Consider the following 15,783-nt stretch of genomic DNA (forward strand, 5'->3'; position numbering starts at 1 on the left):
AGCTTAGCTTGACCAAGCGCGGAGACCCCGAGGCCCGCCGACTTTTGCACAACGCAGCGATGTCGGCTAGCCGTACGATAGCCTGGAAAGGGTTTTACGAAGCCCAAAGAGCACGGGGTTTCAGCACCACGCAGGCGTTGGTGATGCTGGCTCGCAAACTTGCTCGGGTGGTATTCGCCTTGCTGAAAGGGCAAAGCGAATATCAGGCAAAAGTCAGTTGAGGGCTTCCCCTCAACCATAGAATCTCCCACATTTGATTTGCGCCTGACACCAGATTTGCAGTCACTGCAGGTCCACTGTGGGAGCGAGCTTGCTCGCGAAGGCGGACGCATGAGCAACCCATCACTCAGCTTCGATACTCCGGCCGCTCAGCCAATCCTTCCTTGAGAAACTCCACCAACTTGCGCACCTTCGGCGACAAATGCCGTTGCTGCGGATACAGCGCCCACACCGCCGTATTCGGCGGCTGATGCGCCTCCAGCAGCGAAATCAACGCACCGCTGTGCAAATGCTCCAGCACGTAATAATCCGGCAACTGACACAATCCCACCCCCTGTAACGCCGCATCCAGCACCGCTTGCCCGCTGTTGCAGCGCCAGTTGCCCTGCACGCGCTGGGAAAACTCCCGCCCGTTTTGCTCAAGCTGCCAGATGTCCGAGCTGCCAATCAGGCAATTGTGCCGACTCAATTCCGACAGGCTATGTGGGCGACCGTACCGCTCGACGTAGGACGGTGACGCGCACAGATACATTCGCCGTGGCGCCAGGCGTGTCGCGACCAACCGCGAATCCTGCAAGCGGCCCAGGCGAATCGCCAGATCCAGGCCCTCATGCACCAGATCGAGCTGGCGATTGCTCAATTCGATATCGATGCGCAATTGCGGATAAAGGCCCATAAACCGCGTCACCAGCGGCACGATGAAACGCTCACCGTAGGCTACGGCGCAGGTCATGCGCAGCATGCCTTTCGGTTCGCTGGTCAGATCGCCGACGGCGCGCAAGGCTTCTTCGCGGCCATCCTGCAAGCGTTGGCAATGTTGCAGGAAGGTCTGCCCAGCCTCGGTCAGCGTCACCCGGCGTGTGCTGCGATAGAGCAGGCGCGTCTGAAGTCTTTCTTCCAGCCGTACGATTTGTCGGCTGATGTGCGAGGACGAAACTCCAAGACGCTCGGCAGCGGCAGTGAACTGGCTGCATTCGGCAACGGCAACAAACTCGTCAATGCCTTCCCAGCGGCTTTCGGACATCTGGATTATCCCTGTATGGCAATAATGTTTTGCTTTTGTCCTGATTATTCATCAGTTGGCGTTGAACTACACTGGCCGTCTGGTTTTTTATTCAATGGATTCACTGGAGAGTCAGCATGATCAAGTCGCGCGCCGCCGTTGCCTTCGAGGCCAAGAAGCCGCTGGAAATCGTAGAAGTCGATGTCGCCATGCCCAAGGCCGGTGAAGTGTTGCTGCGCGTGGTGGCTTCCGGGGTTTGCCACACGGATGCCTACACCCTGTCCGGTGCAGACCCGGAAGGTATCTTCCCGTCGATCCTCGGCCACGAAGGCGGCGCCATCGTCGAAGCGATCGGCGAAGGCGTGACCTCGGTTGCGGTGGGCGATCACGTCATTCCGCTGTACACCCCGGAATGCGGCCAGTGCAAATTCTGCAAGTCGGGCAAGACCAACCTGTGTCAGGCGATTCGCGCGACTCAGGGCAAGGGTTTGATGCCGGACGGCACTTCGCGTTTTTCCTACAAGGGCGAAACCATTTTCCACTACATGGGTACTTCGACGTTCTCGGAATACACCGTGTTACCGGAAATCTCCGTGGCCAAGATCTCCAAGGATGCGCCGCTCGAGAAGGTTTGCCTGCTGGGTTGCGGCGTGACCACCGGTATTGGCGCGGTGCTCAACACCGCCAAGGTCAAACCCGGTGACACCGTGGCCATCTTCGGTCTGGGCGGCATTGGTTTGTCCGCAGTCATTGGCGCGGTGAAAGCCAAGGCTGCGCGAATCATCGCCATTGACATCAACCCGGCCAAGTTCGAGATCGCCAAACAACTCGGCGCTACCGACTGCGTAAACCCGAAAGATTTCGATCGTCCGATTCAGGAAGTGATTGTCGACATGACCGATGGCGGCGTCGACTTCTCCTTCGAATGCATCGGCAACGTGCAACTGATGCGCGCCGCCCTTGAGTGCTGCCACAAAGGTTGGGGCGAGTCGGTGATCATCGGTGTGGCCGGTGCCGGCCAGGAAATCGCTACCCGTCCATTCCAGCTGGTGACTGGTCGCGTCTGGCGCGGTTCGGCATTCGGCGGCGTGCGCGGTCGTACCGAGTTGCCAAGCTATGTCGACATGGCTCAGAGCGGCGAGATTCCGCTGGATACTTTCATCACCCACACCATGGGCCTGGAAGACATCAACAAGGCCTTCGACCTGATGCACGAAGGCAAGAGCATCCGTACCGTCATTCATTTCTAAAAGCAGCGCCAAGTACAAGCTTCAAGCTGCAAGCAAAGGCGCTTTTGCCCTTTCTTGACGCTCGAAGCTTGCCACTTGCAGCTGGGAGAATCCCATGAGTCTGGAAAACATCTCCTGTCAGAAGAGTTTCGGCGGTTGGCACAAGCGTTATCGCCATCGCTCAGACGTGCTCGGTTGCGACATGGTGTTCGCCGTGTACCTGCCACCGCAGGCGGAGCAGGGCGGCAAGTTGCCGGTGCTGTACTGGTTGTCCGGCCTGACCTGCACCGACGAGAATTTCATGCAAAAGGCCGGCGCGATGCGCATGGCTGCCGAACTGGGTCTGATCATCGTTGCGCCGGACACCAGCCCCCGTGGGCCGGATGTGCCGGGTGATCCGGATGGCGCGTGGGATTTCGGCCTCGGTGCCGGTTTCTATCTGAATGCCACGCAGGAACCTTGGTCGCGCCACTATCGGATGCATGACTATGTCGTGCATGAGTTGCCTGCACTGGTCGAAGCGCATTTCCCCGCCTCGGACAAACGCAGCATCAGCGGTCACTCCATGGGCGGTCACGGTGCGCTGGTCTGCGCGCTGCGTAACCCGGGACGCTATCAATCGGTGTCGGCGTTCTCGCCAATCAACAACCCGATGGATTGCCCGTGGGGTCAGAAAGCCTTTTCGCGCTACCTGGGCGAAGACCGTTCCAAATGGAAAGAGTGGGATGCCTGCGCACTGATTGCCGAGGCGGATGAAAAACTGCCGCTGCTGGTCGATCAAGGGGATCGCGATGACTTCCTCGCCACCCAGCTCAAACCCGAAGCTCTGCAACAAGCGGCAAAACAAGCGGGTCATCCGCTGACATTGCGCCTGCAACCGGGCTACGACCACAGCTATTTCTTCATCTCAAGCTTCATAGACGACCACTTGCAGCATCACGCACAAGCCCTTCGGGACTAATGCAGGTAGAATCACGCCCTGACAAAAATCGGGGCGTTTTTTTATGCGTATTGGCCACGGCTATGATGTGCACCGTTTCGCTGAAGGCGATTTCATTACTCTGGGCGGCGTGCGCATCGCACACAGCTTCGGGCTGCTCGCTCATTCCGACGGTGACGTCCTGCTGCACGCCTTGAGCGATGCCTTGCTCGGCGCCGCTGCGCTGGGTGATATCGGCAAGCATTTTCCGGACACCGACCCGCAATTCAAGGGCGCCGACAGCCGTGCGCTGCTGCGTCATGTGGTCGCGCTGATCCATGCCAAAGGCTGGAAAGTCGGCAATGTCGATAACACTATCGTTGCCCAGGCACCGAAAATGGCCCCGCATATCGAATCGATGCGCGCGCTGATCGCGGCGGATCTTCAAGTTGAGTTGGATCAAGTGAACGTGAAAGCTACCACCACCGAAAAGCTCGGCTTTGTCGGTCGCGAAGAAGGCATCGCCGTGCACTCCGTTGCCTTGTTGCTGCGCGCATGAACGAACTGCAATTGCTCGGCCCGCGGGCCTATGGTGAACCCCTCGGCACTGCGGTACTGAAAGCCATCGCTGAAGACTTTCAGGTCGATGAAGTCCTCGATATTCCGTTCAGCGGCGATGGCGAACATCTGTGGATCTGGGTCGAAAAACGCGGCCTGAACACTGAAGAAGCTGCGCGGCGTATCGCCAAGGCTGCCGGCGTGCCGTTGCGCACCGTCAGCTATGCCGGTCTCAAGGATCGTCAGGCGCTGACTCGCCAGTGGTTCAGCGTGCAATTGCCGGGCAAGGCCGATCCGGATCTATCGGCGGCGGAAAACGACACGCTGAAGATTCTCAAGACAACTCGTCACAAACGCAAACTGCAACGCGGTGCGCATTCGGCCAACGGTTTCACCTTGCGTTTGACTCAGTTCGACGGCGATAAAGCGGCGATTGAGCAGCGTCTGCAACTGATAGCCCAACAAGGCATCCCCAATTATTTCGGCGCCCAGCGTTTCGGCCACGACGGCGGCAACGTCGTTGACGCGCGTTCGTGGGCGGCGCGCAAGGCCTTGCCGGAACAACGCAATGTGCGTTCGCGCCTGCTCTCGACGGCGCGCAGTTTTCTCTTCAACAAGGTGCTCGCCGCACGAGTGGCCGATGGCACCTGGCAAAAAGCCCTGGTCGGCGACCTGCTCGCGTTCACCGACAGCCGCAGTTTTTTCCCGGCCGGTGAAGCCGAGTGCAGCGACCCGCGTCTGGCGATTCTTGACCTGCATCCGACCGGCCCGCAGTGGGGCGAGGGTGACTCGCCGACCGCAGGCGCTGTCCATGATCTGGAGCAGGGGATTGCTGCCGGTGAAGCAGAGCTGCGCGATTGGTTGATCAACGCCGGTATGAGCCACGAACGTCGCATCCTGCGGCTGCCCATTGGCGGGTTGACGTGGCATTATCCCCAGCCTGACATTCTGCAACTGGAATTCGTCCTCCCGGCCGGATGCTTCGCCACCGTATTGGTGCGCGAACTCGTTGATCTGGTGCCGGTGGGGCAGACGGACAGCCCATGCGTATTCTGATTTCTAACGACGATGGGGTAACCGCACCCGGTCTCGCCGCGCTTTATGCTGCGCTGGCGGATTACACCGAGTGCGTGGTTATCGCCCCGGAGCAGGACAAAAGCGGCGCCAGCAGTTCGCTGACGCTCGACCGTCCGCTGCACCCGCAATACCTGGCCAACGGCTTTATCAGCCTCAACGGCACTCCGACCGACTGCGTGCACCTGGGCCTCAACGGCTTGCTGGAGCGCGAGGCGGACATGGTGGTTTCCGGGATCAACCTCGGCGCCAATCTTGGCGATGACGTGCTGTATTCCGGGACAGTGGCGGCCGCCCTTGAGGGACGTTTTCTCGAGCGTCCGTCGTTCGCTTTTTCGCTGGTCTCGCGGCAGGTGGATAATCTGCCGACAGCGGCCTACTTTGCGCGCAAACTGGTCGAGGCCCATGCCGGGCTTGATCTGCCACCGCGCACGGTGCTCAACGTGAACATTCCCAATCTGCCGATCGACCATATTCGCGGTATTCAGTTGACCCGCCTCGGCCATCGCGCCCGTGCGGCGGCGCCGATGAAAGTGGTCGATCCGCGTGGCAAGGCCGGTTACTGGATTGCTGCAGCCGGCGACGCCGAAGACGGCGGCCCGGGCACGGACTTCCATGCGGTGATGCAGGGCTACGTTTCCATCACCCCGTTGCAGCTCGATCGCACCTTCAATGATGCGTTCAGAAGCCTCGATGGCTGGCTGGAGGGACTGCGCTGATGGCCCGTGAACATGAAGACAGGCTGCGCAGCGGGATCGGCATGACCTCTCAGCGTACCCGCGAGCGGCTGATCCAGCGCCTGTACGAAGAGGGCGTGTCCAACGCCAAGGTGCTGGAAGTGATCCGGCGTACGCCGCGTCACCTGTTCGTCGATGAAGCGCTGGCACACCGTGCTTATGAAGACACGGCGCTGCCGATCGGCAATAACCAGACGATTTCCCAGCCTTATATGGTGGCGCGCATGAGCGAGCTGCTGCTGGAGGCGGGCCCACTGGATAAGGTGCTGGAGATCGGCACCGGTTCCGGTTACCAGACGGCGGTGTTGTCACAACTGGTTGAGCGGGTGTTCTCGGTTGAGCGCATCAAGGTACTGCAGGATCGCGCCAAGGAACGTTTGGTTGAACTGAACCTGCGCAACGTGGTGTTCCGCTGGGGCGATGGTTGGGAAGGGTGGCCGGCGCTGGCACCTTATAACGGCATTATCGTCACCGCCGTGGCCACGGATGTACCGCAAGCCTTGCTTGATCAACTGGCTCCGGGCGGACGCATGGTGATTCCGGTAGGCTCCGGGGAAGTGCAGCAATTGTTGCTGATCGTGCGTGAGGAAAACGGCTTTTCCCGGCATGTTCTCGGGGCTGTCCGTTTTGTGCCGTTGCTCAATGGGCCACTGGCCTGAGCATTTGTTTACGCGTGCTGAATTCCTTTCGTTCGCCTCTGTCTTACTCGGGCAACGATGGTTTAAACGCAGCAGATTGTCAGATGGCAAACGTGTGCGTGAAGCGATTTCGCTTCATTAAAGGTAAAGCCGATCCGGCCCGTTATACTTGCGACACCTCATGCCGACATCCGGCATTCCACATTTTTCAGCCACCACAAAGGGAGCGGCGGGTGAGTCTCACAGTCATTGCGCAGCGTATGGGTAACACGAGCTTTCAGCGCCTGGTGACTGGCCTTGTCTTGAGCACCTTGCTGGTCGGTTGCTCCAGCACCAAATCGAGCAATGTGCGGGTGGTCGATCGCAACAACGCGGTGGCCCAGCGTCCTACGGTGACGACCGGACAGTATGTAGTCCGTCCGGGCGATACGATGTTTTCGATCGCATTTCGCTACGGCTGGGACTACAAAGCCCTCGCGGCCCGGAACAATATTCCTACGCCGTATACGATCCATCCGGGTCAGACGATTCGCTTCGACGGCCGCACCGGTTCAACGCCGACGGCGGTGGTGAGCAACAGCAGTTCTTCACCTTCTTCGTCGAGTAAAACCACGGTAATCCGGCGCCAGGCAAATGGCACCACGACCACTACAACCACCGGTTCTACGGGGGCTGTACCGTCCGTCGCCAACAAGCAAGCGCCCGCGCCGTTGCCTCCGGCAGGCCCAGCCCCGACCGGCTGGGGATGGCCATCTAATGGCATTCTGATTGGAAAATTCTCTTCAAACGGTAGTTTGAATAAAGGAATTGATATCGCCGGAGATTTGGGACAGCCTGTTTTAGCTGCGTCTGATGGGACGGTGGTATACGCCGGGAGTGGCTTAAGGGGCTACGGCGAATTAGTCATCATCAAACACAGCGAAACCTACGTCAGTGCCTACGGACATAACCGCAGGCTGTTGGTTCGGGAGGGACAGCAGGTCAAGGTCGGACAGACAATTGCCGAAATGGGGTCAACGGGTACAGACCGGGTGAAACTGCATTTTGAGATTCGCCGCCAAGGTAAACCTGTAGATCCGCTGCAGTTCCTGCCAAGACGTTGATTTGTAAGCCAGCCTGTTCCGTCGCGTAGAGGGGACAGGCTCCAGCGCTGCCAAGGATAAAGGCGTCGCTTGAGCTTGGGGTCGAACTCACCAAAGGACTATAACAATGGCTCTCAGTAAAGAAGTGCCGGAGTTTGACATCGACGATGAGGTTCTCCTTATGGAGACCGGCATCGATTCGGAATCTTCGATGTCGAATGATGAAGGGGCTGCTCCACCTTCCGTTCGTTCCAAATCCAAACACTCCGCTTCACTTAAACAACATAAGTACATCGACTACACGCGTGCACTTGATGCCACGCAGTTGTATCTCAACGAAATCGGCTTTTCCCCACTGCTCTCTCCGGAAGAAGAAGTTCATTTTGCGCGACTGTCGCAAAGTGGCGATCCGGCCGGACGCAAGCGCATGATTGAAAGTAACCTGCGGCTGGTGGTCAAAATCGCCCGGCGTTACGTCAATCGGGGGCTGTCGCTGCTGGATCTGATCGAAGAGGGCAACCTCGGATTGATCCGGGCGGTGGAAAAGTTCGATCCCGAGCGCGGCTTCCGCTTCTCGACCTACGCGACCTGGTGGATTCGTCAGACCATCGAGCGCGCGATCATGAATCAGACCCGGACCATCCGGTTGCCGATCCATGTGGTCAAGGAACTCAACGTGTACCTGCGGGCTGCACGGGAGCTGACGCAGAAGCTCGACCACGAACCTTCACCCGAAGAAATCGCCAACCTGCTGGAAAAACCGGTGGGTGAGGTCAAGCGCATGCTTGGCCTGAACGAGCGGGTTTCTTCGGTCGACGTCTCGCTGGGTCCGGATTCGGATAAAACCCTGCTGGACACCCTTACCGACGATCGTCCGACCGATCCTTGTGAACTGCTGCAGGATGACGACCTGTCGCAGAGCATCGATCAATGGCTGTCGGAGTTGACCGACAAGCAGCGCGAGGTGGTTGTACGCCGCTTCGGTCTGCGCGGCCACGAGAGCAGCACGCTGGAAGATGTAGGCCTGGAGATCGGCCTGACCCGGGAACGGGTGCGGCAGATCCAGGTAGAAGGCCTCAAGCGCCTTCGTGAAATCCTCGAGAAGAATGGCCTGTCGAGCGAGTCGCTGTTCCAGTAAGCGCCTCACACGCTCGCCCGCAAGAAGCCCCGACTGGTTCGGGGTTTTTTGTTGGCCTCGATTTTCTGGGCATTCCGCCGCTCTTTTTCATTGTCGGACGTACGGTTGGCATTTCCATCCTTTGTAGTCTCGGGGTGTAAGCCTTGGCTTACTCTCTCGTAAGTGTTCCCTATTTTTACAAGACGGCAGACGTCGATTACGGACATCGCCGTAATTTAACTTATTGTTTTATATGTTTATTTTTTAACATTAAGTGCTTATGACAATCTTTTTCGGCACCCGCAGCCGATTGCTCTTGTCAGGGAACTCTCTAGTATCGGGGCTGTGTCGACGGACAGACACGCCCTTCAAGGAAGAGGGGAACGGACATCGCAGGACGCGATTCATCAGGACGATGAAAAGGAATACAGGGAATAGGGAAAAAATGTGGGCGGGTCATACCGCCCCTTTTTTTGCCTGCAGAAAAGTAAAAAGGCCCGCGAGGGGCCTTTTCGTTCGAGCGCGGGGCTGATCAGCGCTCGAGGTCTTTGATCTTGCCTTTGACGCCATCCCACTCTTCGGCATCTGGCAGCGATTCTTTCTTCTCGGTGATGTTCGGCCAGATTTCAGCCAGCTCAACGTTGAGTTGAATGAATTCCTGCATCTCTTCCGGAACTTCGTCCTCGGAAAAAATAGCTACAGCCGGGCATTCCGGTTCGCACAGGGCGCAGTCGATGCACTCATCCGGGTGAATCACCAGGAAGTTCGGGCCTTCGTAAAAGCAGTCCACCGGACACACTTCTACGCAGTCGGTGTACTTGCACTTGATGCAGTTGTCGGTGACGACGAAGGTCATTTCTAATTTTCTCCTCAGGCGGCGGCAGCGTTGCCCCTTCACGGTTGGGGTCGCCAGGTTCGGGAGCGATACCTGCTGGCCAGGCTATTAGCCAGCAGCATCCCAAACCGCGCGAGATTCTAACAGCTTGAAGCCGTTTGCGTTATATCCGCTTCTTCAGTGCTTATATCCGGTTCTTCAGTGCATAGAGCATTTCGAGAGCTCGGCGCGGGGTCAGGTCATCCAGATCCAGTTTAGCCAGTTCATCGAGCACCGGGTGTGGCAGGCTGGCGAACATGTCGCTTTGCTGTGGCGTCGCCGGTTTGCCCTTGGCGGCAGGTTTCGGCGCTTCATGCGGCAAAGCGGTTTCTTCCAGTCGGCTCAAGTGCTCACGGGCACGCACGATCACTTCACTTGGCACACCAGCCAGTTGCGCCACCGCCAGACCGTAGCTCTGGCTGGCAGGTCCCGGCAGCACGTGGTGCAGGAAGACGATGCGTTCGTTATGCTCGGTCGCATTGAGGTGGACGTTGGCCACCAGTGGCTCGGCTTCCGGCAACACGGTCAGTTCGAAGTAGTGGGTGGCAAACAGCGTATACGCGCGCAGATGCGCCAGACGCTCGGCCGCCGCCCATGCCAGCGACAGACCGTCGAAGGTGCTGGTGCCGCGCCCGACTTCGTCCATCAGCACCAGGCTGCGCTCGGTAGCGTTGTGCAAGATGTTGGCGGTTTCGCTCATCTCGACCATGAAGGTCGAACGGCCACCGGCCAGGTCATCGCTGGAACCGATTCGAGTGAAGATGCGGTCGACCAGCGACAGTTCGCAACTGGCTGCGGGCACGAAGCTGCCAATGTGAGCGAGCAACACGATCAATGCGGTTTGGCGCATGTAGGTGGATTTACCACCCATGTTCGGGCCGGTGATCACCAGCATACGGGTGTTGTCATCCAGGCTCAGGTCGTTGGCCACGAACGGCGTGGTCAGCACTTGCTCGACCACCGGGTGACGACCCTGGGAGATGCGCATGCACGGCTCGCTGACGAAGCGCGGGCAGTTCAGGTCAAGATTCAGCGCACGCTCGGCGAGGTTGCTCAACACGTCCAGTTCGGCCAGCGCGCCGGCGGTGTCCTGCAGCGGTGGCAACTGGCTGATCAGGTCTTCCAGCAGCGCCTCGTAGAGCATCTTTTCGCGCGCCAAGGCACGGCTCTTGGCAGACAGGGCTTTGTCTTCGAACTCTTTCAATTCCGGCGTGATGAAGCGCTCGGCGCCTTTCAGGGTTTGCCGACGGATATAGTCCGCCGGTGCCGACTCGGCCTGCTTGCTCGGCAATTCGATGAAGTAGCCGTGAATGCGGTTGTAACCGACTTTCAGGTGGCTAAGACCGGTGCGAGCTTTCTCGCGGGCTTCGAGATCGATGAGGAACTGGCCGGCGTTTTCGCTCAGCGATTGCAGCTCGTCGAGTTCGCTGTCGTAACCGGTTTTCAGCACGCCGCCGTCACGGATCACCGCCGGCGGATTGTCGATGATGGCCTTTTCCAGCAGTGCCGCCAGTTCCGGGTAGGTGCTGGTGATGGTCGCCAGACCTTGCAGGTGCGGTGCTTCCAGGTCAGTCATCGCCACTTGCAGTTCAGGCAGGGCACCGAGGGCGTCGCGCAAGCGAGCAAGGTCACGAGGACGTGCGTTACGCAGGCCGATCCGCGCGAGAATTCGCTCGATGTCGCCGATTTCCTTGAGCTGTGGTTGCAGCTTTTCGAAACGATAGCGATCGAGCAGGCACGTGATCGAGGTCTGGCGCGCCAGCAGTACGGTCAGATCGCGCAACGGACGGTTCAGCCAACGGGTCAGCAGACGGCTGCCCATGGCGGTCTGGCAGCGATCAACGACTGATTGCAGGGTGTTGTCGCGACCACCGGCCAGGTTGGTGTCGAGTTCGAGGTTGCGACGGCTTGCACCGTCCAGCACCACGGTGTCATCCAGACGTTCGTGGCGCAGGCTGCGCAGGTGGGGCAGGGCGGTGCGCTGGGTTTCCTTGGCGTAGGCCAACAGGCAACCCGCAGCGCCGATGGCCAGGGTCAGGTTCTCGCAGCCAAAACCCTTCAGGTCTTGGGTGGAGAACTGCTGGCAAAGGCTTTTCAGTGCTGAATCACGCTCGAAATCCCACGGCGCACGACGACTGACGCCACGGCGTTTTTCCGCTGGCAGATCCCTCGGCCAGTCATCCGGGATCAGCAACTCAACCGGGTTGATCCGCTCCAGTTCCGCCAGCAGGTTTTCCCAGCCTTTGATTTCCGACACGCTGAAACTGCCGCTGGTGATGTCCAGCACGGCAAGGCCGAACAGACGTTCGTCACCCAGCAGGGCTGCAATCAGGTTGTCGCGGCGTTCATCAAGCAGCGCTTCATCACTGACCGTACCCGGCGTGAGGATCCGTACGACCTGACGCTCAACCGGGCCTTTGCTGGTGGCCGGATCGCCGACCTGCTCACAAATCACCACGGACTCGCCAAGCTTCACCAGCTTCGCCAGATAGCCTTCCGCCGCGTGGTAAGGAATACCACACATCGGAATCGCCTGCCCCGCCGACTGTCCGCGCGCGGTCAGGGTGATGTCGAGCAACTTGGCCGCCTTCTTCGCGTCTTCGTAGAAGATCTCGTAGAAGTCGCCCATGCGGTAGAACATCAGCTGATCCGGGTGCTGATTCTTCAGGCGCCAGTACTGCTGCATCATCGGGGTGTGGGAGGACAGGTCGGAGACGGCTTTATTCATCGGATTGTCAGGCAACTCGTTAAAAGATGTAGGGCAAAAGCGAGGGCATAAGCCGGGCTTTTCCGCGATGGGCGCAAGGTTACCATGGGCAGTCTGTCGGACGCAGGCATCGCGGCCGGGTGAGGGCTTTCTTCATCGGAAAGTGTATTTATGCATGATTTATGCAAATCAGCATTTGTCTTCGCGAATAACTTCAAGCACTATGCGCGTTATGCAAAAACGCAACGTAGCCTCCGTCTTAAGAGCACTGCTCGACCAGCACGGGATCTCCCCCACGGAGCTCCACCGTCGCACCGGCGTGCCTCAATCCACTCTCTCGCGGATTCTCAGCGGGAAGATCGTCGATCCCTCGGATAAACACATCTCGAAGATCGCCGAATACTTCGCCGTGAGTACCGATCAATTGCGCGGGCGCGCGGACGTCGCGCCGTCGGCCGGTGCCGCGCGTGATGACGTGCACGCGGAACTCAAGGACATAATGCTGTGGGACGACGATACGCCGGTCGATGATGACGAAGTATCGGTGCCGTTCCTTCGCGAGGTTGAATTGGCTGCTGGATCAGGAAGATTCGTCATCGAAGAGAGCGAGCGCTCTAGCCTGCGCTTCGGCAAGCGCAGCCTGCGCCATAACGGTGTGCAGTTCGACCAGGCCAAATGCGTGACAGTACGTGGCAACAGCATGTTGCCGGTGTTGCGTGATGGTGCCACCGTCGGCGTCAACGCCGGCAAGTGCGGCATCGGCGACATCATTGATGGCGACCTGTACGCGATCAATCACAACGGCCAGTTGCGCGTGAAGCAACTCTATCGCCTGCCGACCGGCATTCGTCTGCGCAGCTTCAATCGCGATGAACACCCGGACGAGGACTACAGCTTCCAGGAAATCCAGGAGGAGCAAATCGTCATCCTCGGTCACGTCTTCTGGTGGGGCATGTACGCCCGCTAACCCGACCCTTCTCAGATAAACCCGCCTCGCAGGCGGGTTTTTTTTCGCCTTGATGAAACCGCCAAACCCTTGAGTTGCGGGGCTTCCATGCATCTGCGCATTTCCTGTGCATAAATAAATGCATTTGCGCATTGACTGGATATGCATACATGCATATTCTTGTCACCAAGCCGCTCGACAAAGCGGCTGGCAAGAAAGCTCTTTAGTTCCACAAGAACAGGCAGCGATGAACCGGCCTCAACGGTTCAGAGGGTTGGCAACTGACCCGGGTGTGCAGCGTAAAGCACCAGAAGCAGTTATCCGGCGGGCAGGGACCGCGGTCGGAAAAAACAATTTGAACGGACTCGTACCGCGCCAGTAGCGCCGAAAAGTCAGCTTCCTTCTTGAACACAGGATTTGAAGGAAGGCGAAGGAGCGCATTACTGAAAAGCCCGGTGTGCGAACGCCGGGCTTTTTGGAATGCCTGCCTGACACGTGCTCTGCTCACGTCAAGTGTGCGGACACACAGGAGTGCAGAACCTAAGGCGATATTCGCTATGAGTAATCAAAGGGAGCAGTAGATGAACCGTTATGCATTAGTTCGAACCAGCTATTCGAAGCCGTTCAACAAAGTCATGCAGATTGTGGACGCTGATGAAGCCCCAATGACCGGGGACGGTATGTGGGTTGATATCACAGGAAATACAGCCGTTCAGGTGGGATGGAAGGCTACAACTACAAATTATGTTGACTGGGTTTTCAGTCAACCAACCTATCAAGAATTTGAAAAAGATGTGGCCCAGGACGCTCTGGAATTGCTGACTGCTGCCAGCAAGTGGCTGTTGGTGCATCCGCTGCAATACAAGGCGGACCTTGGCGTCGCCACACCTGAAGACCAAGCGTTGCTGCTTGCTTACAAGCAGTACTGCATTGATCTCGGCGACCTGTCGAAACAGTCCGGCTATCCATACACGCTTAACTGGCCAGTAGCGCCATTCTGATCTGCTCGCAACGACTTGCTTTTGCACCAGGATCGCATTGCTCAAAAGCCCGGCCCGAGCGCCGGGCTTTTTGGAATGCCTACCTGAAGAGATATCGCTTGAACCCAACACACATCACTCATCAATCACCTACGGAGGCGTGACATGACAAGCGAGCAACAAGCGTTGGCGGACATGCCGATCTGGCTGGTCATCCTTCTTGCCGTTGTCGGCGGGGTGTCCGGCGAAATGTGGCGTGCCGACAAGGAGGGGGCACGCGGCTGGTCATTGCTGCGGCGCCTGGCCCTGCGTTCCGGCGCCTGCATGATCTGCGGCGTGTCGGCAATCATGCTGCTGTATGCCGCCGGCATGTCGATCTGGGCCGCTGGCGCGTTTGGTTGCCTGACTGCAATGGCCGGGGCCGATGTGGCCATAGGTCTCTATGAACGCTGGGCCGCCAAGCGCATCGGCGTCTGCGAAGTCCCACCCCGCGACCAGCCTTAACCTCGAATGTGATTCGTGCCGCCCTTTGGGCGGCAGGGCTGCGCGTGGACGATTGAAAAGGAGGTCATGTATGCCCACACCGATCGAGCAGCCGTCGCAACTGTTCACAGCCATCGCGACGACACTGCGCAACACCGCCGAACTCAATATCAGCGTCGGCAGTCGCGACGATTTCACGGCGCCAGGCGATCAGGCCTGGGTGCTGATCGACTTTGACCGCAATGCATCAGGATGGCGTGCCGCTGACGGGCGCATCGCTCATGTCATGACGGTGTCGCTGCAAGTCGTCCCGGCGCTTTCTGCAACCGCGTTTGCAGCGTGCGATCTGATTGCCGTGTTGAAAAACCTGATCACTGATAACCGCTGGAACTTGCCCGGTGATCAATGTGATTTGCCGACCAACATCGATGGCTTGCCGTCATTGTTCGGCGAGCAATTCAAAACCTGGACCCTGACGTTCAACCAGACCCTCTACCTCGGCCCGACCTTGCTCGATGATCCACTGGGCACACCGAAATTCGCCCGCACCTGGGAAGTCAGCAACATCGACGATCCAGACCAATACACCGCGCTGGAGGCCTGACCGATGTTCGACGCGTTATTGCGCATGCAACTGGGGCCGATCATCGAACGCCTGGCCGAAATGGAAGCGGAGATCGACGACCTGCACCGCCGCGCTGAAAGCTTCTGTCGCATCGGCATTTGCCAGACAGTCGACGCTGCGAGCAATACCTGCCAGGTCAGCCACGGTGGCTTGCTCACGCCAGCGATCAAGTTTTTCAACCCCAGCGCCGGCGCACAGAGTGAGTCGCGGATTCCGACCGTGGGTGAGCAGTGTCTGCTGTTCAACTACGGCAGCGGCGAAAGTGGCGCACAAAGTGTCGCCCTGTTCGGCCTGAACAGTGATCGCTTTCCACCCGTTTCGACTGTCCCCACGCTGACGCGACGGGTTCATGTCGACGGCAGCGAAAGCGGCTACGACGATGCCACGCACACCCTCCACTGGCAAAACGGCCCAGCGGCTTTCAGCGGTTCTCGCGAGTCGCTGGAACTGAGCATCGGCCCGGCACGACTGGCGATGACGCCACAACTGATCACCCTGCAACTGGGTGCCGTCGGCCTGACCATCGACCCTTCGGGCGTGCACTTCAGCGGTCCATTGGTCGATCACCAGGGCCGTGTCATCAGCCCCTGAT

At 58.7% G+C, this 15,783-nt stretch carries 16 protein-coding genes and 1 pseudogene; 14 read left to right on the plus strand and 3 right to left on the minus strand.

The window, feature by feature from the left end; translation table 11 throughout:
- Positions 1 to 221 (plus strand): annotated as a pseudogene (locus tag AC1DVF_RS15970) (IS110 family transposase); the annotation flags it as partial.
- Between the two features lie 125 nt (positions 222 to 346).
- Here the strand turns inward: AC1DVF_RS15970 and AC1DVF_RS15975 are convergent.
- Positions 347 to 1,243 carry a LysR family transcriptional regulator gene (locus AC1DVF_RS15975; protein WP_093436561.1) on the minus strand — a complete coding sequence of 299 codons (897 nt, stop codon included), beginning with the start codon at positions 1,241 to 1,243 and terminating at the stop codon, positions 347 to 349.
- Positions 1,244 to 1,359: 116 nt separating this feature from the next.
- Between AC1DVF_RS15975 and AC1DVF_RS15980 the strand changes: the two genes are divergently transcribed.
- From AC1DVF_RS15980 to rpoS, 8 genes are all read left to right on the plus strand, one after another.
- Entirely contained in the window at positions 1,360 to 2,472 is a 1,113-nt protein-coding gene (locus tag AC1DVF_RS15980; protein WP_007908835.1) for an S-(hydroxymethyl)glutathione dehydrogenase/class III alcohol dehydrogenase, read from the plus strand.
- A gap of 94 nt (positions 2,473 to 2,566) precedes the next feature.
- Positions 2,567 to 3,412: an S-formylglutathione hydrolase gene (fghA, locus tag AC1DVF_RS15985; RefSeq protein WP_093436555.1), complete on the plus strand. Its 846-nt coding sequence runs from the start codon at positions 2,567 to 2,569 to the stop codon at positions 3,410 to 3,412.
- Between the two features lie 43 nt (positions 3,413 to 3,455).
- Positions 3,456 to 3,929, plus strand: a complete 474-nt coding sequence (gene ispF / locus AC1DVF_RS15990; RefSeq protein WP_034149878.1) for a 2-C-methyl-D-erythritol 2,4-cyclodiphosphate synthase — start codon at positions 3,456 to 3,458, stop codon at positions 3,927 to 3,929.
- Complete coding sequence (gene truD, locus AC1DVF_RS15995; protein WP_460090008.1) at positions 3,926 to 4,984, plus strand: tRNA pseudouridine(13) synthase TruD; 1,059 nt, start codon at positions 3,926 to 3,928, stop codon at positions 4,982 to 4,984. The genes ispF and truD overlap by 4 nt, the downstream gene beginning before the upstream one ends.
- On the plus strand, positions 4,972 to 5,721 hold the full coding sequence (gene surE / locus AC1DVF_RS16000) for a 5'/3'-nucleotidase SurE (RefSeq protein WP_007908831.1): 750 nt from the start codon (positions 4,972 to 4,974) through the stop codon (positions 5,719 to 5,721). Before truD ends, surE begins: the two co-directional genes overlap by 13 nt.
- Positions 5,722 to 5,762: 41 nt before the next feature.
- A complete protein-coding gene (locus AC1DVF_RS16005; RefSeq protein WP_171057346.1) occupies positions 5,763 to 6,398 on the plus strand; it encodes a protein-L-isoaspartate(D-aspartate) O-methyltransferase in 636 nt (211 codons plus the stop codon).
- A gap of 212 nt (positions 6,399 to 6,610) precedes the next feature.
- Entirely contained in the window at positions 6,611 to 7,480 is an 870-nt protein-coding gene (locus tag AC1DVF_RS16010; RefSeq protein ID WP_093436549.1) for a peptidoglycan DD-metalloendopeptidase family protein, read from the plus strand.
- A 106-nt stretch (positions 7,481 to 7,586) separates the two neighbouring features.
- Positions 7,587 to 8,597, plus strand: a complete 1,011-nt coding sequence (gene rpoS, locus AC1DVF_RS16015; protein ID WP_038357938.1) for an RNA polymerase sigma factor RpoS — start codon at positions 7,587 to 7,589, stop codon at positions 8,595 to 8,597.
- A 511-nt stretch (positions 8,598 to 9,108) separates the two neighbouring features.
- Here the strand turns inward: rpoS and fdxA are convergent.
- Both fdxA and mutS read right to left on the minus strand, forming a co-directional pair.
- A complete protein-coding gene (gene fdxA, locus AC1DVF_RS16020) occupies positions 9,109 to 9,432 on the minus strand; it encodes a ferredoxin FdxA (RefSeq protein ID WP_007908827.1) in 324 nt (107 codons plus the stop codon).
- Positions 9,433 to 9,595: 163 nt separating this feature from the next.
- Positions 9,596 to 12,178, minus strand: a complete 2,583-nt coding sequence (gene mutS, locus AC1DVF_RS16025) for a DNA mismatch repair protein MutS (RefSeq protein WP_099758132.1) — start codon at positions 12,176 to 12,178, stop codon at positions 9,596 to 9,598.
- A gap of 211 nt (positions 12,179 to 12,389) precedes the next feature.
- Between mutS and AC1DVF_RS16030 the strand changes: the two genes are divergently transcribed.
- From AC1DVF_RS16030 to AC1DVF_RS16050, 5 genes are all read left to right on the plus strand, one after another.
- Positions 12,390 to 13,124, plus strand: a complete 735-nt coding sequence (locus AC1DVF_RS16030; RefSeq protein ID WP_007908821.1) for an XRE family transcriptional regulator — start codon at positions 12,390 to 12,392, stop codon at positions 13,122 to 13,124.
- 560 nt (positions 13,125 to 13,684) lie between these two features.
- The gene (locus AC1DVF_RS16035) at positions 13,685 to 14,104 is read left to right on the plus strand and encodes a tail fiber assembly protein (protein WP_477782764.1); all 420 of its coding nucleotides are present in this window, start codon (positions 13,685 to 13,687) and stop codon (positions 14,102 to 14,104) included.
- A gap of 144 nt (positions 14,105 to 14,248) precedes the next feature.
- Complete coding sequence (locus AC1DVF_RS16040; protein WP_236427604.1) at positions 14,249 to 14,587, plus strand: phage holin family protein; 339 nt, start codon at positions 14,249 to 14,251, stop codon at positions 14,585 to 14,587.
- 70 nt (positions 14,588 to 14,657) lie between these two features.
- Positions 14,658 to 15,170 (plus strand): hypothetical protein, encoded by a 513-nt coding sequence (locus AC1DVF_RS16045; protein WP_477782765.1) that lies wholly within the window; start codon positions 14,658 to 14,660, stop codon positions 15,168 to 15,170.
- A gap of 3 nt (positions 15,171 to 15,173) precedes the next feature.
- Positions 15,174 to 15,782 (plus strand): phage baseplate assembly protein V, encoded by a 609-nt coding sequence (locus AC1DVF_RS16050; RefSeq protein WP_477782766.1) that lies wholly within the window; start codon positions 15,174 to 15,176, stop codon positions 15,780 to 15,782.
- Position 15,783: the final 1 nt, after the last annotated feature.

The organism is Pseudomonas sp. P4_D7, from assembly GCF_056401755.1.

Coding starts and splice junctions, on each gene's coding strand:
- AC1DVF_RS15975 (WP_093436561.1), bottom strand. CDS start 1,243: ATGTCCGAAAGCCGCTGGGAAGGCATTGACGAGTTTGTTGCCGTTGCC.
- AC1DVF_RS15980 (WP_007908835.1), top strand. CDS start 1,360: ATGATCAAGTCGCGCGCCGCCGTTGCCTTCGAGGCCAAGAAGCCGCTG.
- fghA (WP_093436555.1), top strand. CDS start 2,567: ATGAGTCTGGAAAACATCTCCTGTCAGAAGAGTTTCGGCGGTTGGCAC.
- ispF (WP_034149878.1), top strand. CDS start 3,456: ATGCGTATTGGCCACGGCTATGATGTGCACCGTTTCGCTGAAGGCGAT.
- truD (WP_460090008.1), top strand. CDS start 3,926: ATGAACGAACTGCAATTGCTCGGCCCGCGGGCCTATGGTGAACCCCTC.
- surE (WP_007908831.1), top strand. CDS start 4,972: ATGCGTATTCTGATTTCTAACGACGATGGGGTAACCGCACCCGGTCTC.
- AC1DVF_RS16005 (WP_171057346.1), top strand. CDS start 5,763: ATGACCTCTCAGCGTACCCGCGAGCGGCTGATCCAGCGCCTGTACGAA.
- rpoS (WP_038357938.1), top strand. CDS start 7,587: ATGGCTCTCAGTAAAGAAGTGCCGGAGTTTGACATCGACGATGAGGTT.
- fdxA (WP_007908827.1), bottom strand. CDS start 9,432: ATGACCTTCGTCGTCACCGACAACTGCATCAAGTGCAAGTACACCGAC.
- mutS (WP_099758132.1), bottom strand. CDS start 12,178: ATGAATAAAGCCGTCTCCGACCTGTCCTCCCACACCCCGATGATGCAG.
- AC1DVF_RS16030 (WP_007908821.1), top strand. CDS start 12,390: ATGCAAAAACGCAACGTAGCCTCCGTCTTAAGAGCACTGCTCGACCAG.
- AC1DVF_RS16035 (WP_477782764.1), top strand. CDS start 13,685: ATGAACCGTTATGCATTAGTTCGAACCAGCTATTCGAAGCCGTTCAAC.
- AC1DVF_RS16040 (WP_236427604.1), top strand. CDS start 14,249: ATGACAAGCGAGCAACAAGCGTTGGCGGACATGCCGATCTGGCTGGTC.
- AC1DVF_RS16045 (WP_477782765.1), top strand. CDS start 14,658: ATGCCCACACCGATCGAGCAGCCGTCGCAACTGTTCACAGCCATCGCG.
- AC1DVF_RS16050 (WP_477782766.1), top strand. CDS start 15,174: ATGTTCGACGCGTTATTGCGCATGCAACTGGGGCCGATCATCGAACGC.